Source organism: Actinoplanes sp. NPDC048796 (assembly GCF_040650035.1).
GTDB lineage: Bacteria > Actinomycetota > Actinomycetes > Mycobacteriales > Micromonosporaceae > Actinoplanes.
Window position 1 is genome coordinate 511,911 of record NZ_JBEZGO010000004.1, and the last position, 21,266, is coordinate 533,176.

Below are 21,266 nucleotides of genomic sequence, written 5' to 3' on the forward strand. Positions count from 1 at the left end.
GGAGAAGGAGCACATCGACCCGAAGGGCCGGTACGGCACCGACTGGGGCGGCGGCAGTGGGACGCGGGCCGGCCAGGAAGGCAAGGCACGATCAGGTCAGGGTGGTCGTGGCCTCGGCCAGGGTTGGGCGCCCGAGCAGCCGGGCCTGATCGAGGACCTGGAGAAGGTCCACTACTTCGACCGATAAAGTGCCGTCATGGCACGCAGCGCCCGGCCGGCGGATCTCGGCATGCTCGCGACCCGGCTGCTGTTCGGGCTGCAGGCCGAGCTGTTCCGGCGCAGCGCCGAGGCGGGCTTCGACGATCTGCGGCCCCGGCACGGGGCCGTGCTGGCCTACCTCGACGAGGACGGCCTGCGGCAGAACGACTTCGTCCGGCTGGCCGGGCGCAACAAGCAGACGATCGCCACGATCGTCGACGAGCTGGAAGCGCTCGGCTACCTCACCCGGGTGGCCGACCCGAGCGACCGCCGGGCCAAGCTGGTCGTGCCGACCGAGCGTGGGCGCGAGCTGATGGCGCTCTCCGACCGCGTCGTGGCCGACCTCGAGGCCGAGTACGCCGCGAAGGTCGGCCACGACGCGTACGGCCGATTCTTGGAAACGCTCAGGGCGATCACCGCTTAGGCCAGGGCGCCTTCCTCGGCGCTGATCAGGGAGTCGATCGCGGCGAAGAAGGCGGCGATGCCGGGGCGGTTGGCCCCTTTGGCCCGGGACGCCGCGAAGTCGGGAGCGCTGCGCCAGGTCACGATGTCGAGCCATTCGCCGCCGGGGAGCCGGACCAGGCGCGCGTCGATGAAACCCTCCCGGTCGGCCTGGAAGTCGGCCAGCATGGCCGGCCGGGCGCTCAGCAACTCGGAGACCCGGGAGGGATCGACGCGGAAGCGCGTCAGTTCGATCGTCGTCATGCCGCGAATATAGTCCAGATTCTTGACTAAGTGGCGCGCCACTCCCCCAGCGGGCCGCGCAGCGACGAGGCGTGCACGGTCAGGAGCGGCCGGTTGAGCATGCCGAGCGCCTCCATCCGCCGCGCCATCGGGTGCTCCCCCAGGCGTACGGAAAAAGAACCGCGACCCAGACGCACGCCGGACAACCGCATCGGCACTCGGCCGCGCAGCAGCCGGCCCGCCTGGGCCCCGTGATCCAGATAGGACCAGGCGGGCAGCGACGAGCGGACGCCGAACGGCAGGCGCACCCGGCCGTGGGTGAAGGACGCCGCCAGAACTGACGTCTCACCGTCGCTCACCGTCACGTCGGTGCCGGTGTCGCCGAAACGCAGCGTGGATGTCATGAGCCATTTCGGCAGGGCCCAGAAGTCCTGCCCGGCCTCCCGCGTGAAGGCGCCGGTCACCGGCAGATCCAGCAGAAACAGCCCGGGACGGCGGCCGGGACCCAGGGCCAGAAGACCCACACCCACTTCGTCGTACGTCTTCAGCGCCCACTCACCGTAATGAATGCACATGAGCAGCCCGAAAGCCTTACCGAAGGCCGTGAACGGCGTCAGCGGAAGCCCGGCCAGCAGCTCGCGCGCGGCCGCGGCCGGTGAGGTGAAGACCGACGCCGTGATCTGAGCGTCGGTGATGGTCACGGGAAGCGTCACGGTCTCACCCTGCAGGGACCACACGCCGGAGCCGATCCGTTCCGCCATGCGGCCGACCCTACCGCCGAAGGGTGGCCGAGCCGAGGGTCGAGGTGATACAGCATCGATATCGATGCGAGGGGATGCCGATGACGATCGTCGGAGTACTCAGCGAGACCCCGGGGCGCGAGCGCCGGGTGGCCCTGACCCCGGATGCCGCCGGCCGGCTGCGATCCCGGTCGATCCGGGTCCTGGTCGAGGCGGGCGCCGGCCGGCGGGCCTGGTTCGGCGACGCCGACTTCGAGGGGGCCGGGGCCGAGATCAAGACCCGGGCCCAGGTGTACAAGGAAAGCGACATCCTGCTGTGCGTCCACCCACCGGACGACGTGGCGGCCCTGCCCGCCGGGCGGGTGCTGATCGGGCTGCTCGACCCGCTGAGCCATCCGGGGCGGACGGAGCGGCTGGCCGCGGCCGGGATCACCGCGCTCAGCCTGGACCTGCTGCCGCGCACGCTGAGCCGGGCGCAGGCGATGGACGCGCTGACGTCGCAGGCCAACGTGGCCGGGTACAAGGCGGCGCTGCTGGCGGCCGAGGCGTACGGCGGCTTCTTCCCGATGCTGGTCACGGCGGCCGGGACGTCGCGGCCGGCCCAGGTGCTGGTCCTGGGCGCGGGCGTGGCCGGGCTGCAGGCGATAGCCACCGCGCGGCGGCTGGGCGCGCTGGTCACCGGCTATGACGTCCGCGCGGCGGCGCGGGCTGACATCGCCTCGCTCGGCGCGAGCGTCCTCTCCGATGATGCGGACAAGTCACGGAACGACGGGTACGCCGAGCGGCTGAGCGCTGACGAATCGGGCGCTCAGCAGCGCGCGCTGCAGGATGCCATCCCCCGCTTCGACGTGGTGATCACGACGGCGAAGGTGCCGGGGGCTCAGGCCCCACTGCTGGTCACCGAGACGGCCCTCGACAAGATGCGGGCCGGCTCGGTGGTGATCGACATGGCGGTCGGCAACGTCGCGGGCTCGGTCGCCGACACCCGGCTGGTCACCGGCGGGGGCGTCACCGTGATCGGCGCCCCCGATCTGGCCGCCACCGTGCCCGTGGCGGCTTCCACGGCGTACGCCCGGAACGCCGTCGCCCTGCTCACCCACCTCATGCCCGACGGGGTCCTCACGCTCGAACCGGCCGACGAGGTGCGGGCCGGCGTGCTGGTCTGCCGCGACGGGCAGGTCGTCCATCCCCGGCTGCCGAAGGAGATCCGCTCATGAGCGCGCTGCTGCTCGCCGACCTGACCGTGTTCACCCTGGCCCTGCTCGTCGGCTTCGAAGTGATCAGCAAGGTGCCGGCGACCCTGCACACCCCCCTGATGTCCGGCGCCAACGCCATCCACGGCGTGGTGATCGTCGGCGTGATGCTGCTGGCCGCCACCGTCGACACGGCGGCCGGATACGTGCTGCTCGCGGTGGCCGCGTTCTTCGCCGCGATGAACGTGGCCGGCGGCTACCTGGTCACCGACCGGATGCTGGCGATGTTCCGGAGCCGGTCGTGAGCGCCTTCGACACCGTCACGCACCTGGTCTACCTGGCCTGCGCGACGGCGTTCGTGGTGGGCCTGCACCTGATGAACACCCCGGCCACGGCCCGGCGCGGCAACCAGATCTCGGCCGCCGGCATGGCGGTCGCGATCCTCGCCACGGTGGTGGTGCTGGTGCGCGGCGGCGGGGTCGAGGCGTACGCGGCCTGGGCTCTGGGAATCGGCGCGGCCGGCGGCGCGGTGGCCGGTCTCGTCGCCGCGCGGGTGGTCCGGATGACGGCCATGCCGCAGCTGGTGAGCCTGTTCAACGCGGTCGGCGGGGGCGCGGCGGCGCTGATCGCGCTCGGCCATCACCCGGCGACCACGGCGGCCGAGGTGACCGGCGTGCTCGACGTGCTGATCGGGGCGGTCACCTTCAGCGGGTCGCTGATCGCGGCCGGCAAACTGGCCGGGCGCGTGCCGGGGCGGCCGCTCGTGGTGCCGTACGGCCGCCTCCTGTCGTTGATCCTGGCCGTGGTGACCGTGGTCCTCGGCGTCGTCTTCACCGGCTTCGAACCCTCGGCCTGGGTCCTGATCGGGATCGCGGTGGCCGCCCTGGTCGCCGGGGTGCTGCTCACGCTGCCGATCGGCGGCGCCGACATGCCGGTGGTGATCTCGCTGCTCAACGCGTGCACGGGCACGGCGGTGGCGATGGCCGGCTTCGTCCTGGAGAGCACGCCGCTGATCATCGCGGGGGCGCTGGTCGGCGCGGCCGGCGCCATCCTGACCAAGCTGATGGCCGACGCCATGAACCGGCCGATCGGCGCGATCATCGCGGGTGGGTACGGCACCGGCGACGCGGTCGCGGTCACCACGGGAACGGCCCAGGCGGTCCGCGAGGTCACCGTCGACGACGCGGCGATCCAACTGGCGTACGCGGGAAAGGTCGTCATCGTCCCCGGCTACGGGCTGGCCGCGGCGCAGGCCCAGCACGAGGCGGTGGCGCTGGCCCAGGCCCTGACCGAGCGGGGTGTGGAGGTCAGCTACGCCATCCACCCGGTGGCCGGGCGGATGCCGGGGCACATGAACGTGCTCCTGGCCGAGGCGAAGGCCCCGTACGAGCAATTGCGGGATCTCGAAGAGAGCAACCCCGGCTTCGCCCGTACGGATGTGGCACTCGTGATCGGGGCCAACGATGTCACCAACCCGGCCGCGCGGCGGCCCGGCAACCCGGTCTCCGGCATGCCGATCCTCGACGTGGACCGGGCACGCTCGGTGATCGTGATCAAGCGGTCGCTCGGGCACGGCTACGCGGGCATCGACAACGAGCTCTACACCGACCCACGGACGGCGATGCTGTTCGCCGACGCCAAAGCGGGCCTGGCCGCGCTGCTGGCCGGTCTGCACGCCTACGCTTGACACTTCACCCTCCAATTGCGACGCTCGGTGGCGGTTCGGTTACCATCAGCGGCGATCGATGGGGTGCGTGCCGTGCAGAGTCCGCAGATCGCCCGGCTGCTCGCCGACCCCACCCCGCACGCGGTCGACGCGTTCTGGCGGCGGGCCACCGAGCGCGGCACGCCGCTGATCGAGCCGTACGACGACCGGCACCGCCTCGTGACCTTCCTGTGGCGCGGGACGGCCCGCTCGACGCGGGCCTGGTGGGGCGTCGACATCGACCTCGAACGGATCCCCGGCACCGACCTGTGGTGGGCCACCCGGGTGCTGCCGGCCGGCCTGCGCACGATGTACTGCCTGGTGCACGACGGCACCGAGCAGCTGCCGAGCGAGCCCGGCGGGCGTGGACCGGCCCACCTCGACGCGTTCAACCGGCGGCGGCTGCTGTTCCCCGCCGACCCGGACGACGCCGGCGACCGCGACGCGTGGGCCTCGGTGCTGGAGATGCCCGGAGCTCCGGCCGAGCCCTGGATCGTCCCGCGCCCGGGCGTGGCCGCCGGAACCGTCACCCCGCACACCGTGCCGGGCGGCCCCCTCGGCGGGTCACGCCGCCTGTTCGTCTACCGGCCGGCCGGGGTCCCGACCAGCGGCTTGCCGGTGCTCGTGCTGTTCGACGGCTTCCTCGCCCGCACCGTCCAGCGCGTTCCGGCGACCCTCGACAATCTCATCGCGTACGGCCGGATCCCGCCCACCGTGGCCATCTTCGTCAGCAGCCCCGGCGCGCACCGCGACGCCGAGCTCAGCCCGACCTCGGCCATGCCCGGCTTCGTCACCGGCCAGGTGCTGCCGTGGGCCCGGGCCCAGCTGGGCGCCGGCACCGACCCGGGCGGGAACATCATCGGCGGGGTCTCCCGCGGTGGGCTGGCCGCCGCGCACATCGCGCTGACCGCCCCCGAGTGTTTCGGCGCGGTCGTCGCCCAGTCCGGCAGCTTCTGGTGGCCCAGCCCCGACCAGGGCGAACCGGGCTGGCTGATCCGCGAGGTGGCCCGGCGCCCCCGCGCCGGCGTGCGTTTCGCCCTCGACGTCGGCTCCGGCGAGACCCGGCCCGGCCCCGGCGGCGCCCCGGCCCAGCTCACCGTCAACCGGGCCATGCGCGACGCGCTGCGCGCCCGCGGCTACGACGTCGCCTACGCCGAGTTCACCGGCGGCCACGACTACCTGAGCTGGCGGCGCACCTTCGCCGACGCGCTGATCGCCGTCTCCCGCGTCCGAACGGCCTGAATTCCGCGAATCGCCCCGCCCGGCGGCCGACGGTGGAAACCTAACCGCGTGGTGCTGGTTGAGGTCGGCCGCGACGCGTGATCGTGCTCTGGGTCGTCGCGCTGCTGCTGGCCGCCGCCTCCGCCTACGTCGTGGGCGCCCGCGGGCAGAAACAGCGTGACCAGCAATCGGTCCGCAAGGCCCTGGGCGACCTGCTCGACTCGGCCTCCGCCCCGCTGGCCGTGCAGCCGTCCTCACCCCTGCTGCCCACCGGCGACTTCGCCGCGCAGCGGCCGTTCGGCGTCCGCACCTTCGACGACCAGCTCGGCGCGCTGGCCGCGCTCATCGGCGAGGGGCGGGCCGAACTCGAAGGCATGCGCACCGAACGCGAGACCCGGCTGAAGGAGACCGAGCAGGAACAGCGCCGCGTCAACCAGCGCCTGCGCCGGCGGGCCAAGGAGGCCATCGACGACACCGGCGAGGTCATCAACGAGCGCCTGCGCGACGTGGTCTCCCAGGTCGGCGCGGCCCGGGAGGCCGCGACGGCCACCCACCACCGGGTCGCCGAGACGGCCGCGGCGGCGGGGTCGATGGTGCGCCGGGCGCGCAGCGCCGACGAGGCCGCGGCCGCCCTGAACGCGAGCCTGCGGCAGGTGGCCGGCATCGCCGGGGTGATCTCCGAGATCGCGTCGCAGACCCGCATGCTGGCCCTGAACGCGACCATCGAGGCGGCCCGGGCCGGCGCGGCCGGCGAGGGCTTCGCGGTGGTCGCGGACGAGGTGAAGAGCCTGGCCGACACCACGGCCAGCTCGACGGAGCAGATCACGGCGACGATCGGCACCCTGGAGGCGGACATCGCCCAGATGAGCGGCACGCTGAGCGCGATCGTCCAGGAGGTCGCCGACATCGAGTCGGCCATGGGCACGCTGAGCGGCATCGCCGACGACCAGCACCAGATCGTCGAACGCCTGAACAGCACGGTCGACGCGACGATGGCCAGCATCCAGGACCTGTCGGAGGTGGCCGAACGCCTGGAACGCCGCCGCCACGACCGGATAGCCACCACCGGCCCGGTCACGGTCCGCGTGCCGGGCCGCCCCGACCAGCCCGGCACCCTGATCGACGTGTCGACGGACGGAATCGGCTGCCTGCTGCCGGCCACCACCCCGGTCGCGGTCGGCGACCGGGTCACGGCCACCCTCCAGCTCGCCGGCGGCTCGTGCACGGTGAACGCCCAGGTGGTACGCCGCTCACCGCGCCCCGACGGCGCGGAGCTGGGCATGCAGCTCATCGACGTGGAGCCGGACGCCCAGGCCCGCATCGCGGCCCAGGTCAACAGCGCGTTCGATTGACCAGCGTCCTCCCGCTGGCGGCCTTCTCCGATCAGCAGCCCAGGCAGACGAAGCTGGTGCCGGGGCCGGCGGCCAGCGCGCGGTGGAAACGGACCATGACGTCCCGCGCGACGTCGTCGGCCACGCGGGCGACGCTGGCCACGACGGTGGTGGTGCCGGCCGCGAGCAGGGCCGAGGCCAGGCCGAACGTCTCGTCGCCGGGCCGCACCTCGCTGAGCCCGAGCTCGCAGCTCGTCGACGCCGGTGTCGAGCAGGGCGATCACCGGCCGGCGCAGTCCGGGCGGCGGCGGTTGCCAGGGCGGCCTCTCCGGTTCGTCGTGCGGGGCCGGTCCGGGCCGTGCGGCTGATCAGCACCGGGTCGGGCCGCACGTCGGCCACGCCGGCCTCCGCCAGCACCCGCAGCGCCGACGCGGCGCCGGCGTCGGCGACCGTGAGAACGTGCCGGTCGCCGAACGGTCCTACTCGTCGGCGAAGACCGACGTCACCATGGTCAGCAACGTCAGCGACAGCAGCCGGTGGACCTGCGCGCGGGTGAGCAGGCCGCGCTCCAGCCATTCCCGCGCGGTCGAGGTCGCGAGCCCCACATAGGAGCGGGCCATGGCGTGCATCGCGGGGGTGACCGCGGTGAAGCCGACGGCGGTCAGCACGGCGTCGGCGGCGGCGTCGATGGCCGAGGAGATGGCCCGGTCGACCTCGGCGTCGCCGGCCATGCCGCCGGCCGTGATCGCCGCCAGCCACGACTGGCTGTGCCGCGACACCACGTCGAGGAACCAGCCGACGATGGCGTCGATCCGGGTGGGCAGGTCGCCGCCGGGCAGCGAGGCGAGCGCCACCGGGGGTACCGTCAGCATCACGTGGATGACCTCGAGGTAGAGGTCCTTCTTGGTACCGAAGTAGTGGTTGATCAGCCCGCGGGCGACGCCGGCCTCGCGCGCCACGTCGGTCGTCGAGACCTCGGCGTACCCGCGCTCGCCGAACAACCGCACGGCGACCGACAGGATCTGTTCCCGCCGGGCGTCCGGCGAGAACCGGCGGCGCTGTCCCACGTCGATGCTCACCCGTTGACCTTAAGCCACGAGCTTATTGACAGGCCGCCAACAAGCCGGAAGAGTTGGCCCATGCCGACCCCAGGACTGGACGGATACACCCCGGCGTGGCTCAAACCGGAGCACGAGGACCTCGCCGAGCTGGCCCGCGCCTTCTTCACCAAGGAGGTCGTGCCCCACGCTGCACGTCTCGAAGCGCAGGGCCATCCCGACCGTGAGCACTATCGCCAGGCGGGTGAGCTCGGCCTTCTCGGCCTGTCGGTCCCGGAGGAGTTCGGCGGTGGCGGCGGCGACTTCACCCACGAGGCCGTGCTGCTCACCGAGCAGACCTTCAGCGGCGAGGGCAGCCTGGGCCTGGCGGTGCACAGCGGCATCGTCACCGGCTACATCACCGCGTACGGCACCGAGGAGCAGAAACGGCGCTGGCTGCCCGGCCTGTGCGACGGCTCGCTGGTCGGCGCGATCGGCATGACCGAGCCCGACGGCGGCTCCGACCTGCAGGCCATCCGCACCAGGGCGGTCCAGGACGGCGACGAGTACGTCGTCACGGGCGCCAAGACGTTCATCACCAACGGCGGCGTGGCCGACCTGCTGATCCTCGCCGTCAAGACCGACACCACCCAGGGGGCCGGCGGCATCAGCCTGATCGTCTGCGAGCTCGAGGACGGCGCGCCCGGTTTCCGCCGGGGCCGCCTGCTCGACAAGATCGGCCTGCACGCGAACGACACCGCCGAGCTGTTCTTCGACGAGTACCGGGTGCCCACGGCCAACCTGCTCGGCAGCGAGGGCGGCGGCTTCTTCCAGATGATGGCCCAGCTCCCGCAGGAACGGCTGGTCATCGGGGTCGGCGCCGTGGCCGTCATGCAGCGGGCCGTGGAGCTGGCCACCGCGTACGCCAAGGAGCGCAAGGCCTTCGGCAAGCCGCTGATCGGGCATCAGAACACGCGCATGGTGCTGGCCGAGTGCGCCACGCGGACCCGGGTGGCCCGGATCTTCCTGGACGACTGCGTCGAGCGGCACGTCCGGGGCGAGCTCGACGTGGCGACCGCCGCCATGGCGAAATACTGGCTCACCGAGGGCCAGTGCGAGGTCGTCGACCGCTGCCTGCAGATCTTCGGCGGGTACGGCTACACGACCGAATACCCCATCGCGCGCATGTACGCCGACGCGCGCGTGCAGAAGATCTACGGTGGCACCAACGAGATCATGAAGGAGCTGATCGCCCGTGTCCTCTGAGGCTTATGTGTACGACGCGGTGCGCACGCCGCGCGGACGAGGCAAAAGCAACGGCGCGCTGCACGGGGTGAAGCCGATCTCGCTGGTCACCGGCCTGATCGACGCCCTGCGCGAGCGCAACCCCGGCCTCGACCCGGCCCGCATCGACGACATCGTGATGGGCATCGTGACCCCGGTCGGCGAGCAGGGTGGCGACCTGCCCCGCGCCGCGGCGCTGCTGGCCGGACTGCCCGACACGGCCGCCGGCGTGCAGCTCAACCGCTTCTGCGCCTCCGGCCTGGAGGCGGTCAACCAGGCCGCCGCCCGTGTGCGCAGCGGCTGGGACCAGCTGATCCTGGCCGGCGGCGTCGAGTCGATGTCGCGCAACCCGATGGGCTCCGACGGCGGCGCCTGGTTCCTCGACCCCGAGACGGCGCTGGCGACCGACTTCGTGCCGCAGGGAGTGAGCGCCGACCTGATCGCCACGATCGAGGGCTTCGGCCGCGACGACGTCGACGGTTACGCGCTGCGTTCGCAGGACCGCGCGGCCAAGGCGATGGCGGGCGGGCACTTCGCGCGGTCGATCGTGCCGGTCCGCGACGAGAACGGCCTCGACGTGCTCACCGCCGACGAGCATCCGCGCCCCGAGACGACCCGGGAGGCCCTGGGCCGGCTCAAGCCGTCGTTCGCCGCGATCGGCGCCGCGGCCGGGTTCGACGCGGTCGCTTTGCGCAAATACCACTGGGTCGAGCGGATCAACCACGTCCACCACGCGGGCAACTCCTCCGGCATCGTGGACGGGGCCGCGCTGGTGGTGATCGGATCCGAAGAAATCGGGCGTTCACTCGGCCTCACCCCGCGCGCCCGCATCTCCGCGGCCGCCGTGACGGGCTCGGACCCGACGATCATGCTCACCGGGCCCATCCCCGCGACCCGGAAGGCCCTGCGCACCGCCGGTCTGGGCACATCGGATGTGGATCTCTTCGAGATCAACGAGGCGTTCGCGTCGGTGGTGCTGAAATACCAGCGCGATCTGGAGCTCGACCCCGACACGGTCAACGTCAACGGCGGCGCCATCGCCCTCGGCCATCCGCTCGGCGCGACCGGCGCGATGCTGCTCGGCACCGCGCTCGACGAGCTCGAACGGCGCGACCAGCGCCGGGCCGTGGTCACGCTCTGCATCGGCGGCGGCATGGGCGTCGCGACCGTCATCGAGAGGCTGTGATGATCGAATATCAGCGGGACGACTCCGGCGTGGTCACCCTGACCCTCAACGACCCGGACCAGTCCGCGAACACCATGAACCAGCGGTACGTCGACGCGATGAGCGCCACCCTGGACCGGCTCGAGGCCGAGCGCGACCAGGTCACCGGCGTCATCGTCACCAGCGCGAAGAGCACGTTCTTCGCCGGCGGCGACCTGCCCTCGATGATCCAGGCCCGCCGGGAGGACGCACCCGCCCTCTTCGAGCTCCTCGGCACGATCAAGCGCGACCTGCGCCGGCTGGAGACGTACGGCCGGCCGGTCGTGGCCGCGGTCAACGGCGCCGCGCTCGGCGGCGGCCTGGAGATCGCGCTGGCCTGTCACCACCGCGTCGCGCTGGACGCCCAAGGCACCCGGCTCGGCTTCCCCGAGGTCACGCTCGGCCTGCTGCCGGGCGCGGGTGGCGTCACCCGGACGGTCCGCATGCTCGGCCTGGCCCCCGCGCTGATGAACTGGCTGCTCACCGGCCGTCGCTACAAGCCGGCCGACGCCCGCGACAACGGCCTGGTCGACGACATCGCGGCCACGCCGGAGGACATGCTCGAGAAGGCCCGCGCCTGGATCGCGGCCAACCCCGGCGCGCGGCAGCCGTGGGACCGCGAGGGCTACCGGATCCCCGGCGGCTCGCCGTCGACTCCCAAGCTCGCCGCGCAGCTCCCGGCCTTCTCGGCCACCCTGCGCAAGCAGCTCAAGGGCGCGTCGCTGCCGGCGCCGGAGAAGATCCTGGAGACTGCTGTCGAGGGCGCCCAGGTCGACTTCGAGACCGCGCAGGTCATCGAGACCCGGCATCTGATCACGCTGCTCACCGGGCAGATCGCCAAGAACATGATCGGCGCGCTCTTCTTCGACATGCGGGCGATCAACGGCGGCCTGGCCCGGCCCGGCGTCGAGGTTCCCCCGGCGGCCAAGGTGGCAGTGCTCGGCGCCGGCATGATGGGCGCGGGCATCGCGTACGCGTGCGCCCGGGCCGGTCTCGAGGTGGTCGTCAAGGACGTCAGCGAACAAGCCGCGGCCCGCGCCAAGCAGGACGGCGACCCCTCCGTGCTGGCCCGCATCACCACCACGGCCCGGGTCGACGACCTCGCCGGCTGCGACGTGGTGATCGAGGCGGTCTTCGAGGACCCCGAGCTCAAGCACGCGGTCTTCGCCGAGGTCGAACCGGTGCTGGCCCCGGGCGCGCTGCTCGCCTCGAACACGTCGACGCTGCCGATCACCGGGCTGGCCGAGGGCGTGTCCCGGCCGGCCGACTTCATCGGCATGCACTTCTTCTCCCCCGTCGGCAAGATGCCGCTGCTGGAGATCGTGGTCGGCGAGAAGACCGGCGACGAGGCGGTGGCCCGCGCCTTCGACCTGGGCCGGCGCATCGCCAAGACGCCGATCGTGGTCAACGACGGGCGGGGCTTCTTCACCAGCCGGGTCATCGGCAAGTTCATCGACGAGGCGATCGGCATGCTGGCCGAGGGCGTCCCGGCGGCCTCGATCGAGCACGCGGCGCTGCGGGCCGGCTACCCGACCGGGCCGCTCGCGCTGGCCGACGAGGTCAGCCTGTCGCTGGTCCAGCGGATCCGGCGCCAGTTCGAGGCGGCCGCCGACGACGCGTTCGAGCGGCTGCCGTCGCACGAGCTGGTCGACACGATGGTGGACGAGCACGGCCGGCCCGGGCGCGCGGCCGGGCAGGGCTTCTACGAGTACGAGAACGGCAAGCGCGCCGGCCTGTGGCCCGGGCTCGCGAGCCTGGCCACCGCCGAGGGCCGGGCCGTGCCGGTGGCGGACCTGCAAGACCGGTTCCTGTTCGCGGAGACGCTGGACGCGCAGAAGTGCCTGGCCGAGGGCGTGCTGCGCACCGAGGAGGACGGCAACGTCGGCTCGATCCTCGGCATCGGCTACCCGGCCTGGACCGGCGGCGTCCTGCGCTTCGCCCACCAGCACGAGGACTTCCGCGCCCGCGCCACCGAACTGGCCAAGCGCTACGGCGACAGGTTCACCCCGGGCGCGGCGTGAGCGGGCCGCTGGAGGGTGTGCGGGTGGTCGAGCTGGCGGGGCTGGCGCCGGGGCCGTTCGGGTGCATGATGCTGGCCGACCTCGGGGCGGATGTCGTGCGCGTCGACCGGCCCGGCGGGCAGTTTCCGCCGCCGGGGCCGCTCGGGCGTGGGCGGCGGACGGTTGAGCTCGACCTCAAGTCGCCGGACGGGGTGGCCGCGCTGACGCGCCTGGTCGAGCCGGCCGACGTGTTCGTCGAGGGGTTCCGGCCGGGCGTGGCCGAGCGGCTCGGCTTCGGGCCGGACGCCCTGGAGCGGGTCAACCCCCGGCTGGTGTACGCGCGGATGACCGGCTGGGGGCAGGACGGGCCGCTGGCCGCGCGGGCGGGGCACGACATCGACTACATCGCGGTCGCCGGTGCGCTCGAACCGCTCGGGCGGGCCGGTGAGCGGCCGCACGCGCCGGTCAACCTGCTCGGGGATTTCGCCGGCGGTGGCATGCTGCTGGCCGTCGGGGTGCTCTCCGCCCTGCTCGAGCGGTCGCGGTCGGGGCGGGGCCAGGTCGTCGACGCCGCCATGGTGGACGGGTCGGCGCTGCTCATGACGTTCGTGCACGGCCTGGCCGCGATCGGGCAGTGGGGAACGGCGCGCGGCGAGAACCTGCTCGACGGCGGCGCGCCCTTCTACGACACGTACGAGACGGCCGACGGCGGGTTCATGGCCGTCGGCGCCCTTGAACCGGCCTTCTACCAGGCGCTGCTCGACGGGCTCGGGCTGTCCTCGTCCGGTCTGCCCGATCAGTACGACAAGTCGGGCTGGCCGGTGCTCCGGGAGCGGTTCGCGTCGGTGTTCGCCTCGCGGACCCGGGACGAGTGGGCGGCCGCCTTCGCCGACTCGGACGCCTGCGTGGCGCCGGTGCTGTCGCCGTTCGAGGCGCCGGATCATCCGCACCATGTGGCGCGGGGCGCCTTCGTCGAGGTCGACGGGATCCGCCAGCCGGCGCCGGCGCCGCGCTTCTCGCGTACGGCCGCGAAGGATCCGGCGCCCGAGACGGCCGTGACCGTCGCCGATGTTCTTCGGGGCTGGACGGGAACGCTATGACCTTTCGGTGATCGCTCAGGGGTGCGGCGCGGCGGCCGATTCAGCGGCCAATGAACGCGACCACGGACCACTCCGCCTGGCAGCGGCGGCGCACCGTCGAGGCCAGTGCCTTCCTGGCCCGGGTGGCCGGCGTGGTGGCGACGGCGGCGTTCCTGTCCGGCCGGTCGGGGCTACCGCCGGAGGCGCACGCGCACCCGGCGATGCGACTCTCCTGTGTCACCGGCATCGTGCTGATGCTGCTCGCGAACGTGCTCGCCGCTGTCAACTCCCACCGGCCGGGCGATCGGTGGTACGGCGCGCTCGGCAGCGTGCAGACCGTGTGCGACGTGATCGCGATCGGCGGGATCGCCGTCGGCGTACAGGCGTACAGCATGCAGACCACCTGGCCCCTGCTGGCGTTGCCGGTGCTGGTGGCGGCGCTGCGCCGGCGCCTGCCCGGCGCGCTGGCCGCCTGGCTGGCCACCAGCCTGATCCTGATCTTCGCGGCCGCCCGGTACGGCGAGCAATCGTTCCACGAGGGCGACGTGACCATGGCGATCCTGCTCAACCTGCTCATCGCCGCGCTCGGCGGGACGCTGGCCACCGCGTACGGGCGGCAGGTCAGGCAACTGCAGGCGATCCGCCGGCAACTCGACCACCAGGCCACCCACGACTCGCTCACCGGGCTGCCCAACCGGCAGCGGCTGACCACGTACGCGGCCGGACTGGACGGGCGGGCGATGGCCGTGCTGCTGCTCGACCTCAACGGGTTCAAGGCGGTGAACGACACGCTCGGGCACGCGGCCGGCGACGACTGCTCCGCGTGGTGGGCGCGCGGCTGAGGTCCCACCTGCGCGCGGGCGATCTCGCCGGGCGGCTCGGCGGCGACGAGTTCATGGTCGTGCTGCCCGACGCCACCCTGGCCGAGGCGGACGGCCTGGCCGGGCGGCTCCGGGCCGCGATCCGGGAGCCGATCACCGTGCACGGTCAGGTCGTGAGCGTGGGCGTCAGCATCGGAGCGGCCACCCGTACGGCCGCGGATCTGTCCGACTTTTCCGAATTGTCTATTCGGGCGGACGCTGCGATGTATCGGGAGAAAGCATCCCGATAGATCTCATGTCCGTTTCGGGGCAGCCGATCTTCCGGGCAACATCGGGAGCTCGGAGGGCACATGCGCAAACTTCAGGACATCGGCGTCGCCAAGAGGCTGGGACTGATCGTCGGAACCGGCGCGGTGCTGATGAGCGCCCTGGCCGGGCTCACCCTGGCCGGCGAGAACAGCCTGTCCGGCCAGAGCGACCGCGTCACCGGCCTCGAGGCGGGGCTGGGCGCCCTGAACCACCTGGACACGCGCCAGAGCGAGCTCAAGGCGGACGCGTACCGGGCCGCCCTCGGCATCGACACCTCCGCCGACACGAAGGACGACATCCAGTCGTCGCTGGACGCCCAGGCGGCGGTACTCGCCTCCGGCCTGCCGGCCGACCTGCTGGCCACCTTCAAATCGTCACAGTCCGATTTCTCGGACTTCTCCGACTTCATCGAGTCCTTCGTCGCCGACGCGGTCGCGAACCCGGCCGCGGTGAAATCGCGCATCGGGGAGATCGCCGAGCGTAACGGCACCACCGACGACGCCCTCGGCGCGCTGGTGGACAAGGTCACGGCGGCGGCCGGCCAGGAGCGCTCCGACATGGCCGACACCAAAGAATCGACCCAGCTGCTCGCCCTCCTCGTCGCCGCGGGCGGCCTGATCCTGCTCATCGGCCTCGCGATCCCGCTGGTCCGCTCGATCCTCAAGCCGGTCCGCCAGCTCGGCGAGGTGGCCGACGCCCTCGCCCACGGCGACCTGACCAAGCGCAGCGGCATCACCAGCCGCGACGAGCTGGGCGTGATGGCGGCCAACCTCGACGGCGCCCTCGAGAAGTTCCGGGTCTCGCTGGAGACCGTGGCCACGGACGCCGACAAGCTGGCCGGCGCGTCGGCCGAGCTCTCCGCGATCTCCGGCACCATCGCCGACGCGGCCGGCGACACCAGCGCGCAGTCCTCGTCGGCCGCCGCCGAGGCCGAGGAGATCTCCCGCAACGTGCAGACCGTCTCGGCCGGCTCGGACGAGATGGGCCTGGCCATCCGCGAGATCTCCCGCAACACCAGCGAGTCGGCGCAGATCGCCGCCGTCGCCGTGAGCGAGGCCGCCCGCGCCACCGAGACCGTGCGCCAGCTCGGCGACTCGTCGGCCGAGATCGGCAACGTCATCAAGCTGATCACCTCGATCGCCGAGCAGACCAACCTGCTCGCGCTGAACGCCACCATCGAGGCCGCCCGCGCCGGCGAGGCCGGCAAGGGCTTCGCCGTGGTCGCCTCCGAGGTCAAGGACCTGGCCCAGGAGACCGCCAAGGCCACCGAGGACATCGGCGCCCGGGTCGCCGCCATCCAGCAGGACACCAGCGGCGCGGTCGAGGTCATCTCCCGGATCTCCGAGGTCATCGCGCAGATCAACGACTTCCAGACCACCATCGCCTCGGCCGTCGAGGAGCAGACCGCCACCACCGGCGAGATGAGCCGCAGCATCGCCGAGGTCGCCAACGGCTCCTCGCGGATCGCCGCCAACATCTCGGACGTCTCGGCCGCCAGCGCCGCGTCGGTGCAGGGTGTCGAGCAGACCCGGCACGCCTCGGGCGAGGTCGCGCGGACCGCCGACGAGCTCCGCCAGCTGGTGAGCACCTTCAAATTCTGATCGTCGGCCGGGCGCTTGATCGTTCCCGCCCGTTCATCAACCCCTCTCATGATCACCCGGCGCGCACCGGCACGGTGCGCCCAGAGAGGGAAAACGGTGCGTACATTCAAGCGCTCGGTCGCTGTCACGCTGGCGGCCACCACGATTGCCGCGATCGCGGCCTGCTCGCCGCCGGAGAAGGAGAGCGAGGCCAAGTCGAGCAGCGCGGCGTCCGCGGCCAGCGCCGCCGACCTCGGCGGAATGGACGCCCTGGTCGACGCGGCCAAGAAGGAGGGCGCGCTCAACGTCATCGCGCTGCCGCCGGACTGGGCCAACTACGGCGAGATCATCAAGGCGTTCGGCGACAAGTACGGCATCAAGGTCAACTCGGCCCAGCCCGACGCGGCCAGCCAGGACGAGATCAACGCGGCCAAGCAGCTCAAGGGCCAGGACAAGGCGCCCGACGTGTTCGACCTCGGCGGCTCGGTCGCCTCGGCCAACACCGCGCTGTTCGCCCCGTACAAGGTCAGCACCTGGGCCGACGTGCCGGACAGCCTCAAGGACGCGAACGGCGCCTGGACCAACGACTACGGCGGCTACATGTCGATCGGCTACGACAGCGCCAAGGTCCCCGCCCCGACCAGCGTGGCCGACCTGCTCAAGCCGGAGTACAAGGGCAAGGTCGCGCTCAACGGCGACCCGACCCAGGCCGGTTCCGCCTTCGGCGGCGTGCAGATGGCCGCCCTGGCCGACGGCGGCTCGGCCGACGACATCGCCCCCGGCGTCGACTTCTTCGGAAAGCTGAAGAAGGCCGGCAACTTCCTGCCGGTCGACCCGACCCCGGCCACCATCGAGGCGGGCCAGACCCCTGTCGTGTTCGACTGGGACTACCTGAACGCCGCCCAGGCCGCCAAGACCAAGACCTGGAAGACCTTCGTGCCGAACGGCGCCGTCCTCGGCTCCTACTACGTGCAGGCCATCAACAAGGACGCCCCGCACCCGGCCGCCGCGCGCCTGTGGCAGGAGTTCCTCTACAGCGACCAGGGCCAGAACCTGTGGCTCAAGGGCGGCGCCCGCCCGGTGCGCGCCGAGGCCATGCAGAAGGCCGGCACGATCGACAAGACCCTGTACGACGCGCTCCCCACGATCGAGGGCACCCCGGTGATCCCGACCGAGGCGCAGAACACCAAGGCCAAGGAAGCCCTCACCGCGAGCTGGGCCAAGGCCATTGGCTGAGGTCGTCGCGGCCGCTCCGCAGCGCGTGGCCACCCGGCCGCGCCTGCGGGGCACCGCCCTGCTGGGCACGCTCCCGTTCTTCGCCTACGTGGCCGTCTTCCTGATCATCCCCACCCTGGTCGTGGTGATCGGCGCGTTCGCGAGCAACGACGGCGGGGCCACTCTCGAGAACATCAAGGCGCTGGGCAACGAGTACATCCTGGACGCCTTCGGCCGCAGCATCGCGCTGTCGGCGATCAGCGCCGTCGTGGGCGCCGTGCTCGGCGCCGTCCTGGCGTACGCCCTGGTCACCGCCCGTCCCGACGGCATCCTGCGCCGCGTGGTGACCGCCGCCGCCGGCGTGCTCGCCCAGTTCGGCGGCGTCACCCTGGCCTTCGCCTTCCTGGCCACCATCGGCCTGTCCGGCTTCATCACCGTGTTCCTCCAGGACCACGGGATCGACATCTACTCCGGCGGCGTGTGGCTGTTCGAACTGCCGGGACTGACGCTGGTCTACACGTACTTCCAGATCCCGCTCATGGTGATCGTCTTCCTGCCCGCGCTCGACGGCATCCGCCCGCAGTGGCGTGAGGCGACCGAGAGCCTGGGCGGCACCACCTGGCAGTACTGGATCAAGGTGGCGGGCCCGCTGCTGGGCCCGGCGTTCCTCGGTTCCACGCTGCTGCTGTTCGCCAACGCGTTTTCCGCGTACGCCACCGCGGCCGCCCTGGTCAGCCAGGGCAACCCGATCGTCCCGCTCCAGATCCGCAGCGCCCTGACCAGCGAGGTCATCCTCGGGCAGGCCAACGTCGGCAAGGCCATGGCGCTCGGCATGGTGATCGTGGTGTCGGTCGTGATGGGCCTGTACGCCCTGCTGCAGAAGAGGACGGCGAAATGGCTGGGGTGATCGCGCGGCGCGCCCGCAAGCAGCGCGTGTTCCGCTGGGCCGTGCTGGCCGTACTGGGAGTCTTCTTCCTGCTCCCGCTGGTCGCGATGGTGGAGTTCTCCACCCGGGACGCGAACACGTGGTCGCTGCTGGTCGACTGGCCCCGGCTGAGCGAGACCTATCCGGACCTGTCCGACGGCATCGTCGCGTCGCTGCTGCAGGCGGCGCTGACCGCGGTGCTGATGCTGGTTCTGCTGGTACCGACCGCGGTGTGGGTACGGCTCCGGCTGCCCCGTCTGCGCCGGCTGGTCGAGTTCCTGTGCCTGCTGCCGCTGACGATTCCGGCCATCGTGCTGGTCGTCGGGCTGGCGCCGGTCTACGCCTGGGTGAACTACTTCCTGGGCGGCTCCTCGGTGACGCTCGTGTTCGCGTACACCATTCTCGTCCTGCCCTATGCCTATCGCGCGATCGACGCGGGCCTGTCCGCCATCGACGTGAAGACCCTGGCCGAGGCGGCCCGGAGCATGGGCTCGGGCTGGGCCACCGTGATGGGCAAGGTCGTGCTGCCGAACATCCGCTCGGCGGTGCTGTCGGCCGCGTTCCTGACGGTGGCGCTGGTGCTCGGCGAGTACACCATCGCGTCGCTGCTCAACCGGACCAACCTCCAGGTCGCCATCGCGTTCCTCGGCAAGAGCAGCGCGACCATGTCGGTCGCGGTGTCGCTGACCGCCCTGCTGCTGGCCTTCGTCCTGCTCCTGCTGCTGTCCCTCTTCGGCGAGCGCCGAAAGTCGCGTAAGGAATCCACGTCATGACCGGCGTCGCCGTACATCTGAAGGGTCTGCGCCGGACGTTCGGGTCCGTGCACGCCCTGGACAACCTGGACCTGTCGATCGCGCCGGGTGAGTTCATCGCGCTGCTCGGCCCGTCCGGCTGCGGCAAGACCACCGCCCTGCGGGTGCTGGCCGGCCTCGAGGACGCCGACAGCGGCGAAGTCCTCGTGGGCGGCAAGGACGTCACCGCGCTGCCGGCCAACAAGCGCGACATGGGCATGGTGTTCCAGGCGTACAGCCTCTTCCCGCACCTGTCGGCCCTGGACAACGTGAAGTTCGGCCTGAAATTGCGCGGCCGCAAGGCCCCCGCCAACCGGGCCGGCGACATGCTGGACCTGGTCGGGCTGACCGGTTTCGAGAACCGTTTCCCGCACCAGATGTCCGGCGGCCAGCAGCAACGGGTCGCACTGGCCCGCGCCCTGGCCATCGAACCGAGCGTGCTGCTGCTGGACGAGCCGCTGTCCGCCCTGGACGCGAAGGTCCGCGTACAGCTGCGCGACGAGATCCGCCGCATCCAGACCGAGATCGGCACGACCACCCTGTTCGTCACCCACGACCAGGAGGAGGCGCTGGCGGTGGCGGACCGGGTCGGCGTCATGCGCGCCGGCCGGCTCGAGCAGCTGGCCACACCGGCCGAGATCTACCAGGCGCCCGCCTCGGCCTTCGTGGCCGAGTTCGTCGGCCTGTCCAACCGCCTTCCCGGTACGGTCGCCGGCGAGCACATCGAGGTCCTGGGCCACCGGCTGCCGCTGATCGCCCCGTCGGCCTCCGCGGAGGCCACCGCCCTGGTGCGCCCCGAATCGGTCACCGTCGAACCCCACGACGAGGGCGAGGGCCGGGTGGTGACCACGAGCTTCCTGGGCCCGATCAGCAAGGTCACGGTCGCCGTGGGCGAGGTCCTGGTGGTGGCCCAGATCGCCAGCGACCGCCTGGCCACCCTGCCGGCGGGCGCGCCGGTCCGGGTCACGCTGGCCCCCAGCCCCGTCGCCTTGGCCTGACATTTTTTCGCGTTTCGCTGCGGCTCGCCGGGATCTCTTCGTACGGTCGGAAACCGTGCTGAAGAGATCCCTGGCCGCCCTCGTCGCCTTCACGTGCGCCGCCGTCCTCACCGTTTACGTGCGGCCGGCCGCCGCGTCCCCGCTCTGGCACGTGGTCCGCCCCGGCGACACCCTGGCGAGCATCGCCCGGATGTACGGCCACTCGAAGGCCACCCTGGCCCGGTGGAACCAGCTGCCGCCGGACACCACGGTCCAGGTGGACGGGGTGATGCGCCTCAACCCGCCGAAGGTCCTGCTCCCACCGTGGCGCAGCCACATCGAGCCGGTGTCGCCGGGCATGGTGAACTGGAACCCGCTGCGCCGCTGCCCGGTCCTGCCGACCAGCCTGCGCAAGGTCTGGGTCTCCTACATCGATTTCGCCGGCGCCCACCACGACGGCAGCATCGTGGTCCGCGTGGACGCGGCCCGCCGCGTCCAGAACATCTTCCACACCCTGTACAACTGGCGTTTCCGGATCACCGGCATGGCCCCGATGCGCGTCAACAACCCCACCCAGAAGAACATGGCGACGGTGACGGCCGCCTACAGCTGCCGCAACGTGGGCGGCACCAGGGTCCTCTCCGAACACGCGTCAGGCGTGGCGATCGACATCAACCCGTACCAGAACCCGATGATCAGGGGCACTAGCGTCTCCCCCGCCAACAGCGCCTTCTACCTGAACCGCGACCAGTACCAGGTCGGCATGCTCCACCCGGAGGGCGCGGCCCGAGCGTTCCTGTGGAACGGCTACCACTGGGGCGGATATTGGCGCAGCCTCAAGGACTACATGCACTTCAGCCTGACAAACCGTTGAGGCCCGTTCACGAACCCTCCGCCCGGGCGGGCCCACCGGGGCAGGGCGCTCGAGCCGCATCACCCGCTCGTACGCGTCGTGCGGCGTCCCGTAGCGAT

Annotated in this window: 19 protein-coding genes and 2 pseudogenes; 17 read left to right on the plus strand and 4 right to left on the minus strand. The window is 72.0% G+C overall.

Annotated features, from left to right (window positions below):
* Positions 1 to 196 precede the first annotated feature (196 nt).
* Positions 197 to 622, plus strand: a complete 426-nt coding sequence (locus tag AB0C26_RS21055; RefSeq protein WP_360249675.1) for a MarR family transcriptional regulator — start codon at positions 197 to 199, stop codon at positions 620 to 622.
* On the opposite strand, the gene AB0C26_RS21060 is transcribed toward AB0C26_RS21055, so the two are convergent.
* Both AB0C26_RS21060 and AB0C26_RS21065 read right to left on the minus strand, forming a co-directional pair.
* Positions 619 to 903, minus strand: a complete 285-nt coding sequence (locus AB0C26_RS21060; protein WP_360249678.1) for an antibiotic biosynthesis monooxygenase — start codon at positions 901 to 903, stop codon at positions 619 to 621. The two genes, AB0C26_RS21055 and AB0C26_RS21060, sit on opposite strands and share 4 nt — an antisense overlap.
* 26 nt (positions 904 to 929) lie before the next feature.
* Complete coding sequence (locus AB0C26_RS21065; RefSeq protein ID WP_360249681.1) at positions 930 to 1,643, minus strand: acetoacetate decarboxylase family protein; 714 nt, start codon at positions 1,641 to 1,643, stop codon at positions 930 to 932.
* An 80-nt stretch (positions 1,644 to 1,723) separates the two neighbouring features.
* Here AB0C26_RS21065 and AB0C26_RS21070 point away from each other — a divergent pair, with 80 nt between their 5' ends.
* The 5 genes from AB0C26_RS21070 to AB0C26_RS21090 all read left to right on the plus strand — a co-directional run bounded on the left by AB0C26_RS21070 (position 1,724) and on the right by AB0C26_RS21090 (position 7,093).
* Entirely contained in the window at positions 1,724 to 2,839 is a 1,116-nt protein-coding gene (locus AB0C26_RS21070; RefSeq protein ID WP_360249684.1) for an NAD(P) transhydrogenase subunit alpha, read from the plus strand.
* Positions 2,836 to 3,120 carry an NAD(P) transhydrogenase subunit alpha gene (locus tag AB0C26_RS21075; RefSeq protein WP_360249687.1) on the plus strand — a complete coding sequence of 95 codons (285 nt, stop codon included), beginning with the start codon at positions 2,836 to 2,838 and terminating at the stop codon, positions 3,118 to 3,120. The genes AB0C26_RS21070 and AB0C26_RS21075 overlap by 4 nt, the downstream gene beginning before the upstream one ends.
* Entirely contained in the window at positions 3,117 to 4,502 is a 1,386-nt protein-coding gene (locus AB0C26_RS21080; RefSeq protein ID WP_360249690.1) for an NAD(P)(+) transhydrogenase (Re/Si-specific) subunit beta, read from the plus strand. Before AB0C26_RS21075 ends, AB0C26_RS21080 begins: the two co-directional genes overlap by 4 nt.
* Before the next feature lie 72 nt (positions 4,503 to 4,574).
* Complete coding sequence (locus AB0C26_RS21085) at positions 4,575 to 5,762, plus strand: alpha/beta hydrolase-fold protein (protein ID WP_360249693.1); 1,188 nt, start codon at positions 4,575 to 4,577, stop codon at positions 5,760 to 5,762.
* 77 nt (positions 5,763 to 5,839) lie between these two features.
* Positions 5,840 to 7,093, plus strand: a complete 1,254-nt coding sequence (locus AB0C26_RS21090) for a methyl-accepting chemotaxis protein (RefSeq protein ID WP_360249696.1) — start codon at positions 5,840 to 5,842, stop codon at positions 7,091 to 7,093.
* A 31-nt stretch (positions 7,094 to 7,124) separates the two neighbouring features.
* Here the strand turns inward: AB0C26_RS21090 and AB0C26_RS21095 are convergent.
* Positions 7,125 to 7,313 (minus strand): annotated as a pseudogene (locus AB0C26_RS21095) (CHAT domain-containing protein); the annotation flags it as partial.
* A 238-nt stretch (positions 7,314 to 7,551) separates the two neighbouring features.
* Entirely contained in the window at positions 7,552 to 8,151 is a 600-nt protein-coding gene (locus tag AB0C26_RS21100; protein WP_360249699.1) for a helix-turn-helix domain-containing protein, read from the minus strand.
* Positions 8,152 to 8,211: 60 nt separating this feature from the next.
* Between AB0C26_RS21100 and AB0C26_RS21105 the strand changes: the two genes are divergently transcribed.
* From AB0C26_RS21105 to AB0C26_RS21155, 11 genes and pseudogenes are all read left to right on the plus strand, one after another.
* A complete protein-coding gene (locus tag AB0C26_RS21105) occupies positions 8,212 to 9,375 on the plus strand; it encodes an acyl-CoA dehydrogenase family protein (RefSeq protein WP_360249702.1) in 1,164 nt (387 codons plus the stop codon).
* Complete coding sequence (locus tag AB0C26_RS21110) at positions 9,365 to 10,579, plus strand: acetyl-CoA C-acetyltransferase (protein ID WP_360249705.1); 1,215 nt, start codon at positions 9,365 to 9,367, stop codon at positions 10,577 to 10,579. The genes AB0C26_RS21105 and AB0C26_RS21110 overlap by 11 nt, the downstream gene beginning before the upstream one ends.
* On the plus strand, positions 10,579 to 12,618 hold the full coding sequence (locus AB0C26_RS21115; RefSeq protein WP_360250015.1) for a 3-hydroxyacyl-CoA dehydrogenase NAD-binding domain-containing protein: 2,040 nt from the start codon (positions 10,579 to 10,581) through the stop codon (positions 12,616 to 12,618). The genes AB0C26_RS21110 and AB0C26_RS21115 overlap by 1 nt, the downstream gene beginning before the upstream one ends.
* A complete protein-coding gene (locus AB0C26_RS21120) occupies positions 12,615 to 13,697 on the plus strand; it encodes a CaiB/BaiF CoA-transferase family protein (RefSeq protein ID WP_360249708.1) in 1,083 nt (360 codons plus the stop codon). Before AB0C26_RS21115 ends, AB0C26_RS21120 begins: the two co-directional genes overlap by 4 nt.
* A 530-nt stretch (positions 13,698 to 14,227) precedes the next feature.
* Positions 14,228 to 14,787 (plus strand): annotated as a pseudogene (locus AB0C26_RS21125) (GGDEF domain-containing protein).
* A 60-nt stretch (positions 14,788 to 14,847) separates the two neighbouring features.
* Positions 14,848 to 16,407: a methyl-accepting chemotaxis protein gene (locus AB0C26_RS21130; protein ID WP_360249711.1), complete on the plus strand. Its 1,560-nt coding sequence runs from the start codon at positions 14,848 to 14,850 to the stop codon at positions 16,405 to 16,407.
* 96 nt (positions 16,408 to 16,503) lie between these two features.
* Positions 16,504 to 17,622 carry an ABC transporter substrate-binding protein gene (locus AB0C26_RS21135; RefSeq protein WP_360249714.1) on the plus strand — a complete coding sequence of 373 codons (1,119 nt, stop codon included), beginning with the start codon at positions 16,504 to 16,506 and terminating at the stop codon, positions 17,620 to 17,622.
* A complete protein-coding gene (locus AB0C26_RS21140) occupies positions 17,615 to 18,508 on the plus strand; it encodes an ABC transporter permease (protein ID WP_360249717.1) in 894 nt (297 codons plus the stop codon). Before AB0C26_RS21135 ends, AB0C26_RS21140 begins: the two co-directional genes overlap by 8 nt.
* Complete coding sequence (locus AB0C26_RS21145; RefSeq protein WP_360249720.1) at positions 18,496 to 19,299, plus strand: ABC transporter permease subunit; 804 nt, start codon at positions 18,496 to 18,498, stop codon at positions 19,297 to 19,299. Before AB0C26_RS21140 ends, AB0C26_RS21145 begins: the two co-directional genes overlap by 13 nt.
* On the plus strand, positions 19,296 to 20,315 hold the full coding sequence (locus tag AB0C26_RS21150) for an ABC transporter ATP-binding protein (protein ID WP_360249724.1): 1,020 nt from the start codon (positions 19,296 to 19,298) through the stop codon (positions 20,313 to 20,315). Before AB0C26_RS21145 ends, AB0C26_RS21150 begins: the two co-directional genes overlap by 4 nt.
* Before the next feature lie 55 nt (positions 20,316 to 20,370).
* Positions 20,371 to 21,168 (plus strand): M15 family metallopeptidase, encoded by a 798-nt coding sequence (locus AB0C26_RS21155; protein WP_360249727.1) that lies wholly within the window; start codon positions 20,371 to 20,373, stop codon positions 21,166 to 21,168.
* Positions 21,169 to 21,266: the final 98 nt, after the last annotated feature.

What these genes read in the sequence shown, in the direction of transcription:
- AB0C26_RS21065 (WP_360249681.1), bottom strand. Translation starts at nt 1,643, where the DNA reads ATGGCGGAACGGATCGGCTCCGGCGTGTGGTCCCTGCAGGGTGAGACC.
- AB0C26_RS21075 (WP_360249687.1), top strand. Translation starts at nt 2,836, where the DNA reads ATGAGCGCGCTGCTGCTCGCCGACCTGACCGTGTTCACCCTGGCCCTG.
- AB0C26_RS21105 (WP_360249702.1), top strand. Translation starts at nt 8,212, where the DNA reads ATGCCGACCCCAGGACTGGACGGATACACCCCGGCGTGGCTCAAACCG.
- AB0C26_RS21145 (WP_360249720.1), top strand. Translation starts at nt 18,496, where the DNA reads ATGGCTGGGGTGATCGCGCGGCGCGCCCGCAAGCAGCGCGTGTTCCGC.
- AB0C26_RS21055 (WP_360249675.1), top strand. Translation starts at nt 197, where the DNA reads ATGGCACGCAGCGCCCGGCCGGCGGATCTCGGCATGCTCGCGACCCGG.
- AB0C26_RS21130 (WP_360249711.1), top strand. Translation starts at nt 14,848, where the DNA reads ATGCGCAAACTTCAGGACATCGGCGTCGCCAAGAGGCTGGGACTGATC.
- AB0C26_RS21115 (WP_360250015.1), top strand. Translation starts at nt 10,579, where the DNA reads ATGATCGAATATCAGCGGGACGACTCCGGCGTGGTCACCCTGACCCTC.
- AB0C26_RS21070 (WP_360249684.1), top strand. Translation starts at nt 1,724, where the DNA reads ATGACGATCGTCGGAGTACTCAGCGAGACCCCGGGGCGCGAGCGCCGG.
- AB0C26_RS21060 (WP_360249678.1), bottom strand. Translation starts at nt 903, where the DNA reads ATGACGACGATCGAACTGACGCGCTTCCGCGTCGATCCCTCCCGGGTC.
- AB0C26_RS21150 (WP_360249724.1), top strand. Translation starts at nt 19,296, where the DNA reads ATGACCGGCGTCGCCGTACATCTGAAGGGTCTGCGCCGGACGTTCGGG.